At 55.8% G+C, this 19,263-nt stretch carries 18 protein-coding genes; 4 read left to right on the top strand and 14 right to left on the bottom strand.

The annotated features are described in order from the left end of the window. Positions 1-11: 11 nt before the first annotated feature. Complete coding sequence (locus IPH75_09060) at positions 12-1,292, bottom strand: ABC transporter permease (protein MBK7142215.1); 1,281 nt, start codon at positions 1,290-1,292, stop codon at positions 12-14. Beyond that, positions 1,292-2,182, bottom strand: coding sequence for an ABC transporter ATP-binding protein (locus IPH75_09055; protein ID MBK7142214.1), 891 nt, complete (start codon positions 2,180-2,182; stop codon positions 1,292-1,294). Before IPH75_09055 ends, IPH75_09060 begins: the two co-directional genes overlap by 1 nt. Before the next feature lie 252 nt (positions 2,183-2,434). Between IPH75_09055 and IPH75_09050 the strand changes: the two genes are divergently transcribed. After that, positions 2,435-3,166: a 5'-methylthioadenosine/adenosylhomocysteine nucleosidase gene (locus IPH75_09050; protein MBK7142213.1), complete on the top strand. Its 732-nt coding sequence runs from the start codon at positions 2,435-2,437 to the stop codon at positions 3,164-3,166. An 89-nt stretch (positions 3,167-3,255) separates the two neighbouring features. Here the strand turns inward: IPH75_09050 and IPH75_09045 are convergent, their stop codons facing one another. The 7 genes from IPH75_09045 to lysS all read right to left on the bottom strand — a co-directional run bounded on the left by IPH75_09045 (position 3,256) and on the right by lysS (position 12,035). Then, the gene (locus IPH75_09045) at positions 3,256-5,703 is read right to left on the bottom strand and encodes an ATP-dependent Clp protease ATP-binding subunit (GenBank protein MBK7142212.1); all 2,448 of its coding nucleotides are present in this window, start codon (positions 5,701-5,703) and stop codon (positions 3,256-3,258) included. 73 nt (positions 5,704-5,776) lie between these two features. Next, entirely contained in the window at positions 5,777-6,856 is a 1,080-nt protein-coding gene (locus IPH75_09040) for a protein arginine kinase (GenBank protein ID MBK7142211.1), read from the bottom strand. Next, positions 6,853-7,383 carry a UvrB/UvrC motif-containing protein gene (locus IPH75_09035; protein ID MBK7142210.1) on the bottom strand — a complete coding sequence of 177 codons (531 nt, stop codon included), beginning with the start codon at positions 7,381-7,383 and terminating at the stop codon, positions 6,853-6,855. The genes IPH75_09040 and IPH75_09035 overlap by 4 nt, the downstream gene beginning before the upstream one ends. A gap of 20 nt (positions 7,384-7,403) precedes the next feature. Continuing rightward, positions 7,404-8,069, bottom strand: coding sequence for an ABC transporter ATP-binding protein (locus IPH75_09030; GenBank protein ID MBK7142209.1), 666 nt, complete (start codon positions 8,067-8,069; stop codon positions 7,404-7,406). A 120-nt stretch (positions 8,070-8,189) separates the two neighbouring features. Further along, positions 8,190-9,419 carry an ABC transporter permease gene (locus tag IPH75_09025; GenBank protein MBK7142208.1) on the bottom strand — a complete coding sequence of 410 codons (1,230 nt, stop codon included), beginning with the start codon at positions 9,417-9,419 and terminating at the stop codon, positions 8,190-8,192. 223 nt (positions 9,420-9,642) lie between these two features. Continuing rightward, the gene (locus IPH75_09020) at positions 9,643-9,972 is read right to left on the bottom strand and encodes a hypothetical protein (GenBank protein ID MBK7142207.1); all 330 of its coding nucleotides are present in this window, start codon (positions 9,970-9,972) and stop codon (positions 9,643-9,645) included. Between the two features lie 476 nt (positions 9,973-10,448). Further along, a complete protein-coding gene (gene lysS, locus IPH75_09015) occupies positions 10,449-12,035 on the bottom strand; it encodes a lysine--tRNA ligase (GenBank protein MBK7142206.1) in 1,587 nt (528 codons plus the stop codon). Between the two features lie 313 nt (positions 12,036-12,348). Between lysS and IPH75_09010 the strand changes: the two genes are divergently transcribed. After that, positions 12,349-12,903, top strand: coding sequence for a GNAT family N-acetyltransferase (locus tag IPH75_09010; protein MBK7142205.1), 555 nt, complete (start codon positions 12,349-12,351; stop codon positions 12,901-12,903). Between the two features lie 26 nt (positions 12,904-12,929). On the opposite strand, the gene coaD is transcribed toward IPH75_09010, so the two are convergent. The 3 genes from coaD to IPH75_08995 all read right to left on the bottom strand — a co-directional run bounded on the left by coaD (position 12,930) and on the right by IPH75_08995 (position 14,668). Beyond that, positions 12,930-13,451: a pantetheine-phosphate adenylyltransferase gene (gene coaD, locus IPH75_09005; GenBank protein ID MBK7142204.1), complete on the bottom strand. Its 522-nt coding sequence runs from the start codon at positions 13,449-13,451 to the stop codon at positions 12,930-12,932. Positions 13,452-13,514: 63 nt separating this feature from the next. Further along, positions 13,515-14,348 carry a hypothetical protein gene (locus tag IPH75_09000; protein ID MBK7142203.1) on the bottom strand — a complete coding sequence of 278 codons (834 nt, stop codon included), beginning with the start codon at positions 14,346-14,348 and terminating at the stop codon, positions 13,515-13,517. Further along, positions 14,345-14,668, bottom strand: coding sequence for a helix-hairpin-helix domain-containing protein (locus IPH75_08995; GenBank protein MBK7142202.1), 324 nt, complete (start codon positions 14,666-14,668; stop codon positions 14,345-14,347). The genes IPH75_09000 and IPH75_08995 overlap by 4 nt, the downstream gene beginning before the upstream one ends. A gap of 1,803 nt (positions 14,669-16,471) precedes the next feature. On the opposite strand from IPH75_08995, the gene IPH75_08990 reads away from it, so the two are divergent. Together IPH75_08990 and IPH75_08985 are read left to right on the top strand one after the other, a co-directional pair. Then, a complete protein-coding gene (locus IPH75_08990) occupies positions 16,472-17,065 on the top strand; it encodes a hypothetical protein (protein MBK7142201.1) in 594 nt (197 codons plus the stop codon). A 389-nt stretch (positions 17,066-17,454) separates the two neighbouring features. Further along, a complete protein-coding gene (locus IPH75_08985; GenBank protein ID MBK7142200.1) occupies positions 17,455-17,826 on the top strand; it encodes a T9SS type A sorting domain-containing protein in 372 nt (123 codons plus the stop codon). 76 nt (positions 17,827-17,902) lie between these two features. Here IPH75_08985 and IPH75_08980 read toward each other — a convergent pair whose 3' ends face one another. Next, positions 17,903-18,445 (bottom strand): NTP transferase domain-containing protein, encoded by a 543-nt coding sequence (locus IPH75_08980; GenBank protein ID MBK7142199.1) that lies wholly within the window; start codon positions 18,443-18,445, stop codon positions 17,903-17,905. Positions 18,446-18,684: 239 nt separating this feature from the next. Continuing rightward, on the bottom strand, positions 18,685-19,242 hold the full coding sequence (lptC, locus tag IPH75_08975) for an LPS export ABC transporter periplasmic protein LptC (protein MBK7142198.1): 558 nt from the start codon (positions 19,240-19,242) through the stop codon (positions 18,685-18,687). Between the last annotated feature and the right edge of the window lie 21 nt (positions 19,243-19,263).

Here is a 19,263-nt window from a genome sequence, read left to right as displayed (position 1 = left end):
ATAGGTAGCGTCTACCCGTCCGACCGGCGCAGCACCAGCACCCCGATCAGGTAGCCGATCGCACCAACCGACAACAGAACCGCGATCGGAAGCATCATCTCCGATGCACCAAATCCGCGCCAGCTCGCCCCCTCTGTCGCCAGGATCGACCACTTCACCGGACTGAAATGACTCAGCGTTACCATCCAGGATGGCATCATCATCAGCGGCACCATTCCGCCGCCAGTCATCGAAAGCACTAAGAAAAGCGCCCAGCCAGCACCAGATACGGAGTTCTCTGTTTTTCCCAGCACCGACATCAGCATCATCAGCCCGACAAAACAAAACGCCGCACTCGCCAACGCCGCAATCAACCAGGGGACCGATCCTATCTGCACACCAAAGACGAAGACGCCGATCGCCATCAATAGCAGACAGACCGAAAAGCAGGCGATAAAGCAAGCCAGCCCCTTGCCGGCCAGAATGTGCGCGCGCGACAACGGCGCCAACCGAAGGCGCATCCAGGTGCCGCGCCGACGTTCCGTCACTATCGAAAGACCAAAGGTCGCCGCCGTGCCGATCAACGCCCACTGCAAAGATTGCGGAAACGTGATCTCAAATGCCGACCGCGGACGTGCGGTATTCACGGCAACATCGTTGAAAGCGATCTTCGGACCGCTCATACCGGCAGATGCTTTGGATGAATCTGAACCGACAGCATTTGCGGCATCCATATCTGTCTGAAGTGAATCGAGCACGTCAAACAACTTGATCAGGTTGTTGCGATGTCCGCTCGTCATGCCGGCTGAGCTGTCCATCGATGCCCGCTCCGCGCTCAACTGCTCTTTCCACCCTTTGGTATCCATCATGGCCGATTGCAGCACGACAAAGTACGCCTGACTGATCATCCCGTTCAAATAACCGGCTTCGGCTTTGCGCGAAGGGTCGATTCCGACGACTATCTCACCCGGATCGGAGAACAGATCAAACGAGCTTTCCCCCTTGCCGGTGTACTCGACATACGCAGTCAACTTGCCGCGCTGAACCAGAATGCGAGCCGAGTCACGTGACATGATGAAGGTGTTGAGAACAGACGCTTTCGCCAACTCATCGTAGAACTTCTGCGCCACTGGAGAGCCGGTTTCGCGGATGAGCGCGACTTTCATCGACCGCGCCCCGCCCCCTTCGCCGCCAAAGATCGAGCCGAAAAAGAGCGCTATTAATAGCGGAAAAAGTATCACCCAAAACAGCCCGAGCTTGTCACGCCAGAGCAGGCGAAGGTCTTTGACTGCCAATGCCAGAACCGCACGCATCAGTCGCGAAGTCTCCTTCCGGTTAACGACAGAAAGACCGATTCGAGGTCCGGCTGAGTGATCTGCAGAGAATGGAACGCCACACCCTGAGCATTTAACGCGGCTACTTCGGAAAACGGATTGGTTGATTCGAATCGGATCTGCAGATCATTTCTCACACCGGGCAGTGAAACGCCCGATGGCGGCTCCTTTTCCAGTTCGCCGGTCACGACTGCTTTGCCGCCATACTTGGCGATCAGATTGGGGACAGTATCCATATCGAGGATCTTCCCATGATCAATGATCGCGACTCTGTCGCACAGCCGCTGCGCTTCTTCCATGTAGTGCGTGGTGTAAACAACCGTCCGCCCTTGCGACCGAAGTTGCTCGATCCTCTCAAACATCATGCTTCTAGATTGCGGGTCAACGCCGACAGTCGGTTCATCCAGAAACAGCACGGGCGGATCATGCACCAGGGCACAGGCTAGGTTGAGGCGACGTTTCATCCCGCCGGAGAAATTCTCCGACTTACCTGATTTGCGGTCAGTCAGGCCGACAAAATCGAGCGCCCAGGCCACTCGTTCTTTCAAAATCTTTTCGGGAAGTTGATACAGCGTCCCGAAAAAGTGAATATTCTCTTCAGCGGACAGCTCTTCATAGATCGCCAACGCCTGCGGCGCGACCCCAATACCGCGCCGAGTGTCAGGATGCAGAGGATTGCCGTTCTGGCCGATTCGGACAGTGCCGGAATCCGGCGCCAGTGCGCCAACCATCATATTGATAGCAGTCGATTTCCCCGCGCCATTGGGGCCCAACAGGCCAAACACCTCACCCTTTCCCACGGAAAAGGTGACAGCGTCAACTGCGATCAGTTGGCCAAACCGTTTACTCAGTGATTGAACGTCGATCATAAGCTGATTTAGTGACTCGAAACAAGATACTCTATCCGCCGCTATGAACTCAAGTGCGAAAGTCGCTGACTTACCCTTCCACTACGTAGTACTCCTCGTAATCGTTTCAATCTGAATCAGTCTCGTCCGGCAATGTGCTCGAGGGGGACAATCGACTCCCGCTCAGCCGGATATACCGGCAGCATTGCTACAGGCATAGCCGCAAATCCCGATAATTGATAGATAAGGGAGTTTTCAAAAGATGGGGAACATGTGATCGGCTTACTCAGCGCCATGGATGAAGAGATCGAACTCTTCCGCAGTCACCTTCAATCTGACAGCACGTCTACCTCATTCGCCGGAATCACGTTCGACCTGGGGACTATCAACAACTGCCCCGTTGTCCTCGCCAAATGTGGGGTCGGCAAAGTGAACGCCGCGATGGCGAGCCAGGCGATGATCGACCGCTTCGGCATCCAATCGCTGGTCTTCACCGGCCTTGCCGGGGCACTGGTGCCGCATTTGAGGCGTGGTGATATAGTCATCGCCAACTTCGTGGCTCAACATGATATCGACTTGACTGCCTTTGGGCGACGTCCGGGACAGGTTTCCGATGCCGGCCGATTGATCGAGGCTGACCCGAAAATCGTCGACAAGATCGCCAGAGCGGCGGAGCAGAGTTTTGCGGATAATCCCAACCCGCCGCAGGTACTGGTCGGGACGATCGTCACCGGCGATTCCTTTATTGCCGATCAGCAGCGAATCAAGTGGATTCAGCGAGAGTTTGGGGCGATCGCGGCCGAGATGGAGGGGGCGGCAGTCGGGCAGGTTTGTCAGGCCAACAAGATTCCGTTCGCCGTCGTACGCGTAATTTCCGATTCAGCTTCGGGAGGAGCCGCTGGCGAGTTCATTATGTTCCTTGACGAAGCTTCCGAACGCTCTTACCACATCATTGAAACGGTGTTGCCGATGCTGAATACCGCGCGACAACCGCAGTTCGTATAGAACAGACATCGACAACCGCTGAGATAGAAAAACCCGCCCAGATGCCTGAGCGGGTTTCTTATTGTCAATAATTTGACTGCTATCAGTCTTTACTGCCCGACCTTCTGTTCCTTCGGTGCGGCATTGAAGGTGAACGAGAGTCGATCCATCTCCGCGCCGATCACCAGATCCAGGTCGCCGGCATACTGCCCGCGCAGGATCTCCTCGGCCAGCGGATCCTCCAGATACTTCTGCAACGCCCGCTTGAGCGGCCGCGCTCCGTATGCCGGATCGAATCCCTTGTCGACCAGGAACTCCTTCGCTTCGGGAGTCAGCTTGAAGCTGATGCCACGCTCGGCCAGACGCTTCGCCACATCGATCACCAGGATGTCGATGATCTGCTTGATATGATCGCGGTCGAGCGAATGGAAGATCACGGTTTCGTCGATACGGTTCAACAGTTCCGGGTTGAACAGCTTCTTCAGTTCATCCATGATCTTGTGACGCATCCCGTCATACGATCCGTCGAAATCGGCGCCGTCGAACCCGACCGTCTTCTGTTCGCGAAGCTGGCGGGTACCGACGTTGGAGGTCATAATGACGATCGTATTCTTGAAGTCGACCCGTCGACCGAACGAATCGGTCAGCGCGCCGTCATCAAATAACTGCAACAGGATATTAAACACTTCCGGATGTGCTTTCTCGATCTCGTCGAGCAGCACCACCGAATACGGTTTGCGACGGACCTTTTCGGTCAACTGTCCGCCTTCTTCGTATCCGACATATCCGGGCGGAGCACCGATCAGACGGGACACGGCAAACTTCTCCATGTACTCCGACATATCAATGCGGATCAACGCCTCGGGATCATCAAACAGGAAGTCCGCCAGCGAACGAGCCAGTTCCGTCTTTCCGACACCAGTCGGACCGAGGAACAGGAAAGTGCCGATCGGACGGCGCGGGTCACCGAGTCCGGCACGAGCACGGCGCAATGTGCGGGACAAGGTCGTGATCGCCTCTTCCTGACCGACGATCTGCTTCTTCAGCTCTTCCTCCATCCGGAGCAAGCGCTGTGATTCCTTCTCTTCCAGGCGGAAAAGCGGAATACCGGTCATCTTGGAGAGGACCATCGCGACATCATCGGCGGAAAGGGTGACGCGCTCTTTTTCGCGTGTCTCTTCCCACTTCTTGGACTGATCCGCGAGTTTTTCTTTTTCAGCCTTGATCTCGTCGCGCAACTGCGCGGCAGTCTCAAACGCCTGATTTTTGACCGCTTCTTCCTTGCGGTGCATCAATTCGGTAATGCGCGTTTCGGATTCAGAGAAAAATCCAGGACGCGTGTAAGTCGACAGATGCGCGCGCGAGCCGGCCTCGTCGATCAAATCAATCGCCTTATCCGGCTGATACTTGCCTGAGATGTAACGATTCGACAACTTCACCGACGCAATGATCGCATCATCCGAAATGTGCAGCTTGTGATGCTCTTCATATTTCGGACGGAGCCCCTTCAGGATCTTGATCGTATCTTCCTCGGATGGCGGCTCAACCATGACCGTCTGGAAGCGGCGCTCTAACGCACCATCTTTTTCGATATATTTGCGATACTCATTCAACGTGGTGGCGCCGATACAGCGCAATTCACCGCGCGACAGCGACGGCTTGAAGATGTTCGAGGCATCGAGCGAGCCTTCCGCACCACCCGCTCCGACGATCGTATGCAACTCATCGATAAAGATGATCACATCGGTGGAGTTGATGATCTCGGTCATCACCGCTTTGAGTCGTTCTTCAAACTGGCCGCGGTACTTAGTGCCGGCCACGAGTGACGCCATATCAAGTGTCACGACTCGCTTGTTCTCCAGCGTCTGCGGGACATTCCCTTCGACGATTCGCTGGGCGAGCCCCTCGGCGATGGCGGTCTTGCCGACACCTGGTTCGCCGATCAACACCGGATTGTTTTTCTTGCGGCGCGACAGCACCTGACAGACGCGCTCGATCTCATTCTCGCGCCCGATGATCGGGTCGAGTTTTCCGCGACGCGCCAGTTCTGTCAGATCGCGACCGAAGTGATCCAGTGCCGGCGTTTTTGATTTTTTCCGTTTCTTCTTAAACGAAGACGGCTTGCCGCTCTGGATATTCTTCAGCTCTTCGTAGGCTTCTTTATAGTCGATTTCATAGGTCGACAGGACCTGAGCCGCCACACCCTCTTCGTCTTTGAGGAGAGCCAGCAAGATATGCTCAGTGTCGATATCCTTGGACTTGAGGGCGCGCGCCTCCTGGCCGGAAACCTCGAGCGTCTTTTTCGCCCGGGCGGTCAGTGGAAGTTGCCCCATGGTCATCGTCCCGCCCGATGGCTGTACGACCTCTTCGATCGACGCCTTCAGGTCATCCAGATCCAGGCCGAGGTTGCCGATGATATCGACCGACCGGCCTTCTCCGAGACGAATCAACCCTAACAGGAGATGTTCCGTACCGATGTAATCATGTCGAAGTCGTGCGGCTTCGTCCCGAGCATATTCAATTGCCCGTCGGGCCGCTTCGGTAAACATCTCATTCATGCTGTGTCTTCCTTCCTGTCACGTGACAATATGCACCGTCACACTGCCGTTGCACAATCAGAACAGCGTCCGGCTAGTCCGAGTTCCGCAGCTTTTCCCGCACCAACTGGGCACGAACGAAATCGCGGCGATTCGGATCCATTTCCTGTCCAAAGTACTTCTGCAAATGCGCCGGCTGCGACAATAGCAACAATTCGTTGATCAGAGCGACATTTAAGAAATCGATGATCTTCATCGCATGCCCGAGGCGGACCGCCGACAACAGGTTCATCACCTCTTCGGAGGTCAATACTCTCGCATACTTCAGGATGCCATATGCCCGCCATATCTTATCTTCTATCATATCGGCAGCTTCATCCATTAGTCGCTGCCGTGCGGCCGCTTCCGCCTCAATGATCTCCCGGACCACTCGCGTGATCTGGTTGAGGATCTCGCTTTCGGAAACGCCCAGGGTGTTCTGGTTGGATACCTGGAACAGGTTCCCCAGTACATCGGAGCCTTCGCCGTAAAATCCGCGCACAATCAGGCCACTATGGGTGATGCGCGATATCACTTTCTCGATATCCCGGGTCAAAACCAGACCGGGGAGATGGATCAGAACCGAGGCCCGCATGCCGGTCCCGGCGTTGGTCGGGCAGGCGGTCATATATCCAAAATCAGCATCGTAATCAAATTCGAGGAATTTTCCCACTTCAAGGTCGTATCGCGTTGCCTGGGCAAACGCACCTTGTGGATCAAACCCGGCGGTCAGCGACTGGATGCGCAGATGGTCCTCTTCATTGACCATGATCGAAACCTGTTCGGCCGGACTGATATAGAGCGCTTTGGATGTGTCTCCGGTCAGAAAGGCCGGCGATATCAAATGACGCTCCACCAAAAAATCGCGATCCAGATCCGAGATCTCTCCCGCCTTGACGTAGGTTCCTTCCCCCAAAACGGAGGAGCGACCGATCGCCGAATCAAAGTAGCCGACAATGCGACGTTTGGTTTCGGTATCTGCGGTCGTGGGGAAACGACAGCCGGCCACATTTCTGGCTAGCCTGACGCGGGTCGACAAAACCACCAGCGCCTCGTCCCCCTTCCCGGAGAGCCATGCTGCAGGCGATTTGGCCATTGACTCAAACATCACTATCACTCTTTCTGCTGCGCTCACGAATGATATCCTATCGCATATTTGATCGATTTAAGTTTATCCCTGATCTCCGCGGCGCGCTCAAAATCCTCGGCGTCGATAGCCTTGCGCAACTCCGTCTCGAGACGTTCCTCTTCCTTGACCGGGATCGTCACTTCACCCTGTTCTGCTTCAAACGGAAGATCCGGCGCTTTGCCGCGATGCAGCGATGCTCCATGGATCTTGCGCATGATCGACTCCAACCGCGGCCGGAAGGTACGATAACAATCGCCGCAGCCAAATCTCCCCTGACGCGTGAATTCTTCAAACGTAAGCTGACAGGTCGGACAGACCATCGCATCCAGAGGAGCCACATTCCCTTCCTGGGTGAAACTCTTGGCCAGATTGGTCAGAATCTCCGCCAACGGAAAGGGCATATTGTCCAAGGGTGAATGGAAACCGCGCGCCGAGGCACACTCCTTGCACAGCGATAGCCCGATCTTCTCATTATTGATGATCTGCGTCAGATGAACCTGAGCTTCTCGTTTTTTGCAGTCCTGGCACAGCATGATCTTCTCTTATCCTTCCGTTACCCCTGCAATTGTCCGTCAGCCATATGGAGTTGACGGGTGCAGCGTTCGGCCAGTTCCTGGTTATGCGTAGCTATCAAAAAGGTAGTCGACTTTTCAGAGTTGAGACGGAAGAGCAGATCGTGGAGCATGCGACCAGTCGCCGAATCGAGATTCCCGGAGGGCTCATCCGCCAGCACAATTCCCGGACCATTGGCCAGTGCCCGGGCGACCGCTACTCGCTGTTGTTCCCCGCCCGACAACTGGTCTGGACGGTGAGATTTTCTACCACTTAAACCCACATCCTGCAATAACAGTTCCCCCTGCCGCACCGCCTCAGACCGCTTCACACCAGCTAACAGCATGGGGATCATAACGTTCTCAAGTGCGGTGAAATCCTCTAGCAGGTAGTGAAACTGGAACACAAAGCCAACTTTCTGATTCCGTATTCTCGCTCGTTCTTGCTCCGAAAGACTGCTGAATTGCAGTCCCTCCAGACTAACCTGACCCACAGTCGGGCGATCTAGCCCGCCTAAAATATGTAGTAGTGTCGATTTGCCGACCCCGGAGACACCCGTGATGGCGACCATCTCGCCGCGTGTCACCCGTATATCGATCCCCTTCAACACCTTCAGGAGACCTTCCACCGTCTGGAACTGACGGTGAATCCCGGTCCCTTCCAGAATGATCTTAGTTTCTTGCACGGACAGCCCCCTTTCCACCGGCCATCCGGTTTCCTGATGAAAGCTTATCCGTTACTGACATTGTCGCCATTTTTGCTCAAAGTTTTAGCAGTGCAACGACATCTACTTACGAAGCACTTCGATCACCGACATCCGGGATGCCTGCAGAGCCGGGTAAAGGGCCGCCAGAAAACAGATCAACAGGGTCACTAGTCCGGCATAGGCAAAGTCAACCCAATGAACCTCAATCGGGACATAGCTGACAAAATAGAGATCGGCCGGGAGCGAAACCACCTTGTAGTAGTTCTGAATAAATGCCGCCACCAGCGCAACTATCCATCCACCCAGCACCCCAAATCCCGCGATTAACATCCCCTTGTAGACAAAGATTGCGGCGATCAGGTTGGGTGTAGTCCCGATCGTTTTCAAAATTCCGATCTCCGCTCGCTTTTCCATGGTCAACATCACCAACGTAGAAATGATGGAAAATGCGGCAACCAGGACGATCAGAATAAACCCCGCCCCTAATACGATCTTCTCTATTTCGATCCAATTAAAGAGATTTTTGTGCAGCACATTCCATGGCACCACATCATAATGGTTCCCCAGCGCCGAATCGATCACCGGTGTCAGATTTTCAGCCTGATAAATGTCTGTCAGTTTGAGATGAACCGCGGTCGCCACGTCCCCCATTAGAAACAGCTTCTGCGCCGATTGCAGTGAGATGTAAGTCAGTTCTCCATCGAATTCGTAATAGCCGGTCTCGAATATCCCCGACACGTAAAACTTCATTATTCTCGGAGTGATGCTTCGACGGAGGTCCTCACCGCGCAATGCATAAAGCGCGACCTCCTGCCCGACATAAACGCCCAGCCGGTCCGCCAGGTTTTTGCCGAGAATGATCCCCGGCAGCGAATCGCCATCGATAAGCGTCCGCTCGAAATTGTATGAACCTTCTTTGATATCCCGCGCAATATTAGCGGTCTGCTGCTCTCGCTTTGGATCTATCCCCCGCACGACCACACCATCCCCATGACCCGACTCCGAACTTATCGCCGCTTTGTAGTAGATGAACGGCGAGGCGGCCACCACCCCAGGGATATTCTCTATCTGATCGACTAGTTGGTCATAGTCCGTAATGAATTCGCCGCTCAGACTGAATACGGTAATATGGGAGGTTGTGCCAAGTAGTCGGCTCCGGATCTCCGATTCGAAACCGTTATGCATCGACATGACAAAACAGACGACTGCCACACCGAGGGCAACCCCGGCGATAGTCATCCAGGTCGAGACGGAGATAAAAAACCGCCCGGAGCGGAAATAGCGGCGTGCGATGTAGCTTGCAAAGTTCATCCAGTACCGCGAGTTATACAATTATAGGATCTCACGGAGGGAACATACCAGATGATAAACAGTGAAATCAATTGGTTTTCCTGCCCATTCCGCCATTCCTAACCGATTGTGATCTATATCACTTAAGGCTTGATTCTGATATCGAGTGATTTAGGTCGGCCGAAGACGGGATAAAAAAAGGCCCCGGGCATAGCCGGGGCCTTTGACTGAACTGCGACTCTGACTATTCCTGCTTAGTTCGGATACGATCCCGGAGGCGGATCATCAGCCCGTTCAGGTGGTCAACCGTCGACCCAACCCCATCTCGAACTGTATTGGCAAAGCGGTGACCCCAGGTATAACGATCACCGATGCGGGTGCTGTCACACACCGGACGCACGTAATCCGGATCCTGGCAGTTAGGAATTCCGTCACCATCCGCATCCTGCAAATACAGGTACTGATGGTTGAAATTGTTCGGCACTCCGGTGTTGCCGTTGCCATGGCTCTGCGCCGTAGCACTCATGACAAGCGCAAACGACAGAAGTAGGGTGAACATCAAGACGCGTTTCATACAAAACCTCCTCTAAAGTGTTGACGACTCTCAAGCCGCCGGTGTTGTCTTACAGTTTTGCGTTAATGCGAATGTCGTGCCGGGAGTGTGCCACTGACGGAAGAGACTGACTATCAGTGAGTTAAATGGACCACGTGCTCGCCGTTCAAGGGCCATGGCGACCGCCGCGGTACAGATTGCACCTTGTCGTGTACCTGATTGTCCAAATTCGACTTATGGACAACGTCGTGAGCACAAATTGTCACAAAACAAGACAGCAATGGATGAACGGATTCTGCCGTCTGTCTCTCTGCTGTTATTTTGTCTGCGCGAAATTCATCCCCGCCGACCGGTAGAGCAAACAAGTGGACATCGATGCAACGGGAATCTGCGATTCTCCCCTCAAAAGAAAAGGCAGGAGTCCCTTTCCTCCACGGAAAAGGATTTCTGCCTTACTTGTATTCAAGCACTAAGAATAGAGAAACGACGGAGGACGATTAACCCTTCTCTTCCTCCAGCAACTGCGCCAGGATCTTCGACACCGGCACCGATCCCTCTTTCGTCTCCTTCATCTGCGGGAAAAACAGCACGTCCCGGATCGACTGCTGGTCGGTCAGCAACATCACGAGTCGGTCGATCCCAAAGCCAAGTCCGGCAGTCGGCGGCATGCCGTATGACAGCGCCGTGATGAAATCATCATCCAACGGCTGCGCTTCTTCATCCCCCTGCTCAATCGCTTTCCCCTGCTGGAGAAATCTTCCAAGCTGATCCATCGGGTCGTTCAGTTCGGAGAATGCATTCCCCATCTCCTGACCAGCAATAAACAGCTCGAACCGCTCAGTGAATCGCGGATCCTTGCGATGCCGCTTCGCCAGCGGTGATATCTCGACCGGATGATCCGCTATGAAAGTCGGCTGGATCAAGTTCGGCTCGACCTTCAGCTCCCAAACCGCCTCAATCGCCTTGCCGCGATTGATCAGCTTCTCCTTTTCATGCACGCCAAGCTTCTGCGCGGCGGCTTTTGCATCAGCATCCGAGAGATCTGTGAAATCAACGCCCGTAGCTTCCTTGATCGAATCAACCATAGAGATCCAGCGGAATTTCGGTCCGAAATCGATCTCCTGACCATCGTAGGTCACTTTGTGACTGCCGAACACGGCATGCACCGCGTGGCGGAGCATCTCTTCATAGAATGCCGCCATGTCATGGTAATCCGCATACGCCCAGTAGAGTTCGATCATACTGAACTCAGGATTATGCTTCCGGTCCATCCCTTCATTCCGGAAATCTTTGCAGAATTCCCAGACCTTTTCGTAACCGCCGACAATCAACCGCTTGAGGTAGAGCTCATCGGCGATCCGCATATAGAGCGGAATGTCCAGCGCATTATGATGCGTCTTGAAAGGCCGTGCCGACGCGCCACCGTACAACGGCTGAAGGATCGGCGTTTCGACCTCGAGGAATCCTCGCGAATTCAGGAAGTCCCGGACTATCTGTATTATCTTCGTTCGCTTGACGAATACTTCGCGAACTTCCGGATTGATGATCAAATCGGCATAGCGACGGCGGTATCTGATCTCAACATCGGTCAACCCCGCATGCTTATCCGGCAGCGGATGCAGTGATTTGGAGAGAAGCTCCCACGAGTTGACTTTAAGCGTCCGTTCGCCGGTCCGGGTGATGAACAACGTCCCTTCGGCCCCGACGATATCTCCCATATCGAGCAGGTCGAAATTATCAAACCCGGCCTGGCCGACATTGTCGATCTTGATATACAACTGGATCTTGGCAGCAGCATCGCGAACATCGGCAAAGATCGCTTTCCCCATTTTTCGCTTCAGCATGATCCGTCCGGCCAGCCGGACGACTGTCTCGGCCGCCGCTAACGTGTCAAACTGCTCCTGCAATTCGGCGATCCCATGCTTCCGGTCGTATTTGTATGGGTATGGCTCGATCTGCTGTTGCTTGAACTGGTCGATCTTCTGCCGACGGATCCGGATCAGGTCGGCCAGCGGGAGATGTATCTCCGCATCCGACTGAACGGTACTGTTTTCCGGGTGCGGCTTCTGCTGATGGTCACTCATCTCTGTACTCCATGGGTAAATCGCGTTTCCGCGAAGTAATCAATATAGGTCAATCCAACCCCTTTGCCAAGCGGCGGAAAATGCTGTAATAGATCAGTCTCTATCGACTAGCCCTCACCCGCCTCTTCGAGGCACCCTCTCCCGCAAGGAGAGGGGATTTCCCTTCTCCCTATGGGTGAAGGTGGCGCGGAGCGCCGGATGAAGGGCGCTTACCCTCCGCCAAACTTCCTCTTTCCTTTTCTCACAATATGGAGTATCTTATCGGTGACCCTCACTCGCCAGGATCGAACTCTGTAGCTGATTGGGGATAGTCATGTTTTCCATCGCACCCACCCTCCATTTACCTCGCCTCATGTTGCGTCCGTTTTTCCTTGAGGATATCGACCCACTCCATCGCGTGCAATCTGAGGATTCCGTGTTTCGCTATTTCCCGCGTACCACCCCGCCCCCCCGTCCATCCGTGGAAAAGGATATCTGTTATCAGATCGAGCACTGGACCCGGTTTGGCTATGGACGGTGGGTAATCGGTCAGCCGCCCGATGGCAGGCCCATTGGATGGTGCGGTTTGCAGTATCTGCCGGATACCGACGAGATCGAAATCGGCTATTTGTTGGCCAAGCCGTTCTGGGGGCAAGGTCTCACCACCGAAGCCGCAATTGCCGGCCAGCGCTGGGCCTTTGAGCATCTCGACCTGCAGGAATTAGTAGCTATCATTCATCCGGAGAATATCGCTTCGATCCGGGTCGCAGAGAAACTGGGTATGACTTTCACCGCCCGAACTGTCTACTTCGGGATGCAATGCGACCGGTACGCGATAAATAGGGGGGAATGCGAAGTCTGGGAGGCAGAGCACAACCATCATCACTGATGGATGTGCCATAGAATGGACACTGCTCAACGGCGACGCTTAGAATTGCTTTTAAACTTCCTCACCAGTGCCTGCTTGACAACTGTCGGCACCAGCCCCGTCACATCACCGCCGTTTTTCGCCACTTCCCGCACGATCGAGGATGACAGATAAACCCACGAAAGCGACGGCATCAAAAAGACCGTCTCAACTTCGCGCACCAATTTGCGATTCATCAGCGCCATCTGAAACTCGTACTCAAAATCTGAGACTGCGCGAAGCCCTCTGATGATCGCGTTCGCCTTGATCTCCTGCACAAAATCGGCCAAGAGACCATCAAAGCCGACCACCTTGATCCGCTTCGCATTCTGCAGTTTCGCCACCGACTGCTTCATGAACCCGAGTCGTTCTTCGGCGGTGAACAACACGTTTTTGCTCGGAGCGGTGGCGACTGCCACGATCAGTTCATCGAATAGCCAGGATCCCCGGTCGATCAGTGAAAGATGTCCATTGGTGGTCGGGTCGAAAGAACCCGGATAAACCGCGCGTGTACGTACTGCTTTGGCCATAACGTGATGTCTGGTTGAGTTTAAGGTTGAAAAAACATACTGGTCGGACTGTCCAATGGCAAGCTAAATGACCGTCATCCCCAGAGCCGGGAGAAACAGCTCCGGACGGTTCGACATCTCCAGCCCTGGCCCCAATGCCGCTCGGTTCACCTCCACGCGGTGTACCCCGGTCGGAAAGTACCGTTCGATCTGCTCGAGCAATTGATCCGAAAAATCGCCGGAAAGCGACAGCGAAGACATCGGGATCGATAGTCCCATTTCTGCCACCGAGGCCAGCTTAAACGAGACCAGCGTTTTGATCTCCATCGCCAACCGTTTCACCGACATCTCGTCCGCCGGCTCGTACCCTTCCAGTTTCAAATGCCCGAGGGCGATGATCTCCGCGCGATACAACAGACAGAGTGACAGCGAATCCGGCGTTATATCCACCAGACCGATCAACTCCCCACCGGGTACTTTACAGAATGCACGGAATCCGCGCGCCAATGCCACTCCCCTGGCCAGCGATATACTGGGCGCTTCTTCGCTAATAGCCAGCCTCTGCTGCAATGCAGCCAGACCTGATTTGCGGCAGATCAGCCCAAGATACCTGTCCGGCAGACTGGTCCTGATCGTGTCGAAACGAAATTGGTCGGCATCATCCAGCAACGACTGCTCCATTTCAAATTGCAGCCGAAGTTCCACATCGCTACCGGCGACAGTCGGCATCTGGTAGTATTTCACCATCACCGAGTCATCCGGGATCGCCAGGGCGAGCGTCACCTTATCAGGATACTGCATCCGCTCAGACACTGGCGCCTGGGCCAGCCAGAGAATCGTGCGACGACCGTTTGTTTCGCCAACCGATGCGGTACAGATGGTCGGACCACGCAGATCGATCCCCAGGATCGCACTCATCGTTTGACCCTCAGGTATGGTTTGATCCGCTCGTACAATTTCGGCCCGATCCCTTTCACTTCGGTGATATCGATCTCCTGTTCAAACCGATGTTGCTGTCGGTATTCGACTATTCGATCAGCCAGCGTCCGCCCGATTCCCGGCAGCAATTCAAGCGAATCAGCGGGAGAGGTGTTTGGGTCGATCAGAAATATCCCGGTGAACTTCTGATCCTCGCCCAAAAAGACGGGCATGGAGACTGCCTGTGGAGTCGGTTCGGCATAGGAACGGATCAGCAGGTAGCCGGTCAACAGGATCGCTGTGACCGTCAATATCCCCATCGCCTTCAATTGCGTCGGGGTATAGTCGAAAAATGCTGCCAGTCTCTGTATGTGCATAATTTTCGCCCGAGATCGCAGCAATTAGATGGCAGAAGGACTGGTAGGTGATTTAGAAATTGACAATGGATTAAAATGGTCTATATTATAGTGTAGCGCGAGGGTCCCCCCCCGCTGCCTCCCACGGAGCCCCCTTTCCCCTTCCAAGCCGTCACCGTGGGGCTGCTAAAAGGTGGTGGCCCTTTCCATCCTCCCACTGGCGGCGCCCCCCCGCCCCCCCCCCCCCCCCCCCCCCCCGTTTTTTCGGGCCGCCCGGTGTGTGGGCCCCCCCCCCGGCCGGCGCCCCCCCCCGGCCGGGCGCTGCGCGCCTCGGGCGGGGGGAGTCCGCCCGCGCGGGGTGGGGGGGCGGCGCCGTGGGGCCGCCCTCCGGGGGGGGGGGGGTTCCCTCCCCCCCCGCGGCCCCCCCCGGTGGCCGCCGGATCGTCGCGACCCCGGGGGCCCCCCCTGGGCCCCCCCCCCCCGGCACCCCCCCCGCCCGGGGGGGGGGGCCTTCCCCTCCGCCCGGCGGCCCCGGATATCCCCCCCCCGCGGGGTCTTCGGGTTGTGTGGGTTCTCAGACACAAACAGCGGTATTTGGGATCTTTCTTTACGACCCGGCAATTCTCGGGGTACGCCGGGGTGGCGGTGCTGGCGCCCCCCCTGGCTCTGGCTTGGGGGGGGGGGCCTCTGCCCGGGGGTGGTCTCTCTTCTTCCTGGTTTGGTGTCCACTTCTTTTCTTCCGCGCGGGCCGGGGGGGGACCCCCCTGCGGGTCTTTTCGGTCTAACTTCGTCCTCTTGTTTCCGGCTCCTCCCCAGGGGGTTCTGGGGGGTTTCGCTCTCCCTCTGTTCCTTTGGCCTCTTGGGTTTTTGTGGTGGGTGTGGTTTTCTCTGTGCTCCTGCCGCCCGCCGCGGCCGCCCCCCCCCTGGCGGAGCCACCGCTCCGGACTCCCGGTGGCGGGCCCCCCCCCCCCCCGCCCCGCCCCCCCCCCCCCCCCCCCGCCCTCCCTTTTGGGCCCCCGCCGCCCCGCCCCCCCCGGGCCCCCGCGGGCCCGGGCCGCGGCCTTGCCCATGCTCATGCTTTTCCATGGCCCGACAGTCGACCAGCGGCCACCCCCCCCCGCCCCCCGCCCAAAACTAAATCCCCCCCCTTCCTTGTACCCAACCACGGGCCCCCCGTGGGGCGCCTTCCCTTCCCGGGGCCTCCCCCCCCGGGGGGTGGAAGGGGGGGGAAAATACGGGGGGGGTGGTTAGATTATGCCGTTCCCCCTACAACACCCGGGGGGGGGGTTCCGGTTGAGGGGGACAAACTTTTTCCGGGGGGGTGGGGGGTGGGGGGGGGGGGGGGGGGGGGGCGGGGTTTGTTTGGGGGTGTTTTCCGTGGGGGGCGGCCGCCTGTCCGCCCGCGGGGGGGCCGCCCGGCGCCCCCGCCACCCCCAACCGGTACCGGATTCTGGGCAGACAACAGGCCCGGCCCGGGGGCCCGCGGGGGGGGGGGGGGGGGCGGGGCGGGGGGGGGGGGGGATGCCCCGTAAGTGGTTCGGCAATGTGACGATAGCAGGGAGTATTCGTGGTGAAATCCCTGGATGTAGTGATTCACCTACACCGCCCCCCCCCGCCTAAAGTGGTCCCCTTTGGTTTTGGATTTTAGGTGAATATCTACTTGGCACCGGCCTATTCGCGGACTCTGGAAGATGCGCGCTCATCACCAACTACGGGTTTATGGATAGTCAGTACCCGCTCCCGCTTGCCAGTCCATATCAGTCCGAAATGTCCAATGAGAACCGCTACTCCTTCCCTTCCTGTTGGAACAACCTGCACTTTCAAGTTCGTGGAATGTCTTGTTGGGAATGGTTTGAGCAGGATTTCGAAGGGTACTACACCGCCGTACCAATATTCGCGCCCATTCGACTCCCCTCGGAAAGACTCCTGCCCCCAGGTGAAGAGCACTTAGTTGGTCCCAACAATGACCTGGTAAACCTCGATTATGACGTAGGCGCTCAGGTCCTATTTCGATCCGACCTCAGTGCACCGTCGCGCAGAACGAAGAGCGTGCGACTGGGACCGGTGATGCCCCTCGGCAATATCAATGTTGTCGCCAAAATTGCCAATTCTGGAATCGCAATTGACCAGGGAAATACTTCAGATAGTGGTCTGATTCGCCTGCTGGGAATGAGCAACAGTTCACCCGATACCATTGTTGCATCGGGCCGCACTTATATTACTGCGGCGAGAAGGTTCTCTAATCAGCCCACCTGGGTATCGGTTTCGGCCGAGGTGCCCGATCTGGATTCCGTCGGACAATTGCGTGCCGCGCTCCCCTTCTGGTGCCACCGCTTGTGCGGTGACATCGTCCTCAGGTGATTCCATTCAGCTCTCCTTGGCAGCGAATGATTACATAGCCACGCTCACTGATAGCCTCACAGCAATCGGCCAGTTCACCATTCACGCTCTGGATAATAACAACGCTCCCTTTGCTGTGCCGTTCAATTTCCGCACGCAACTTGGAAACGGTTCTGGATCGATCATGCATGGACCTGGTGGAGCCTGTCAGGTAAATCTGGACACCGGAATGGCATCCACCGGCCGCACCATGCTGCTCACTACCACCTTTCCTGTGATCGCCACCGGATTGGGGACCAGCTCACGGCAAGCTGGCCCGGCGTCGCTGTGGCTGACGTACCAACGGCATCTTGCTAGGCGCGTCTGCACTCGTGTCCGGTGGAGCTGTCGATACTGCGCAAAACGAAGTGATGTCCGCTATATCGTCCACCGGTGTGTACGCCGCTTTCACCTCGAATATACCAGTCGATGTTGATGACGACGAACGCGGTGACATGCTGCCCGATGACTTCGAATTGCGACAGAACTACCCAAATCCATTTAACCCTAACACGACAATTCGATTCTCGTTACCCTCCAGATCGCAGGTGAAAATTGAAGTATTCAATCTGCTGGGGCAGTCGGTTCGTACTCTGGTCAAAGACCAGCTATCTGCCGGACAACATGTTGTGGAATGGGATGGACGCGATGAGAGCGGCCAGGAGGTTGCCAGCGGAGTCTACTTGTACAGAATGTCGGCGGGAGAATTGGAACTGACACGAAAAATGCTGCTGATCAGATAAGAGCTGCGGATATATAGAATAGAAATCCGTCAGCCGGCTGAACGCGTCAGCGGCTGCAAAATTCGGTCCACAAACACTAGCGCAGGTTGAGCTGTTCAGCCAATGTCGGATCGGGAAGCGGCAGCAACTTTCCATCGCGGGCCAGTAGTTGCATCAGCTCAGTCAGATCGGCCGCCTTGCCTTCATTCAGCGATTCAACCAGCTTTTTGCTGTAGATGCCGAACAACGGCTGTGCCACTCCCTGGTGAACTGACTGGTACCCCAGGAACGACTCTCCCTGGTAATTCCTGACCAGTTCCACTACCAGTTCGAGCGGGAAATCCCGGATCTCGGTCGATCCGATAAAAACCGCATCCGACCCGGACTGCCGCAATGCTTCTTCGATCCCATGCACGGCGCCATGCTCGGTTGATTCGTCGCACACATACGGATAATTGAGATATTGCTCGCGCGCCTGGTCCTTCTTCAGCACCAGCGTCACACGCTCAAAGACCGCAGCATAGCGACGGTACCCTCGCTCAAGGCGCGTCAGGTCACCATCGGGCTGAAAATCTCTCTCCTGGTTGCTTTTTCCCCCGGCCAGGACAAAGCAATCCATCTCCCTGAATCGGTTCTGCACAGTCTGCTCCCTTCCATAGGAAAGACGAGATATTTGGTCATCTGTTGGGATATTCATTCCGGGATAACAGTAAACGGCAAGATCGAGAGTCAGGCAAGCAAAAAGGAAAAAGGGTCTCTAAATGTCACAAAAAAACCGGCGGTCTCGCCGGTTGTGGATAACCTCTCTGCTATTGCGCGGCAAACGTCCTCGTTTGCCCGGGCACACCGGGAGGTGTGCCGCGCAAGTCACAATGACCATTACATGCTGTCTATCTCATCGGTATTGTGAATAGTCCCGGAGACTTGTCTCAGCACTTTGATCCGGGTCAACTTCTGATCCGCTTCCAATCCCCAGCCGGTAACCACATCCCCTTTTCTGGTAACCTTGACATAGGCATCGGTCTGGATCTTCTCGATATCCGGATTCCAGTGCAGGTAGTCGGTTTCCAGCATTGAGTGATCTTCCGAGACAACTACCACGTGCCCATAGACATGCATATGGTTGCTGGTTTCTCGAATATAGGCGGAGTCTCCGTCCAGTCGCGAAGTGATATTGCCAAGCGAATCAAAAAACTCAGCGTGAACAACGTAACCCATCGTAGAGTCTTTGGCGTCGAACTTGAGAATTCGGTCGGCATCAATTCGAGTGGTAACTCGCTCCCCTTCAAGCAGGTCTATTGTGGCGCCGCGCATCTCGGTATCCGGACGGCTGGAATCAACCACAATATCGGTCTTGGTCGAACTCTCATGGTTCGAGCAGCCGGCCAATATCGCCGTCGTAAGTCCGAGTAGTATGATTCTTAGGTAGTTCGCCATAATAGTCTTTATCTATCGGCA

The sequence above is a fragment of the bacterium genome (genome assembly GCA_016708025.1).
In the GTDB taxonomy this organism is placed as follows: Bacteria; Zixibacteria; MSB-5A5; order GN15; family FEB-12; genus FEB-12.
The sequence above is the reverse complement of the archived record's forward strand: the minus strand, read 5'-3'. Positions and strand labels throughout refer to the sequence as shown.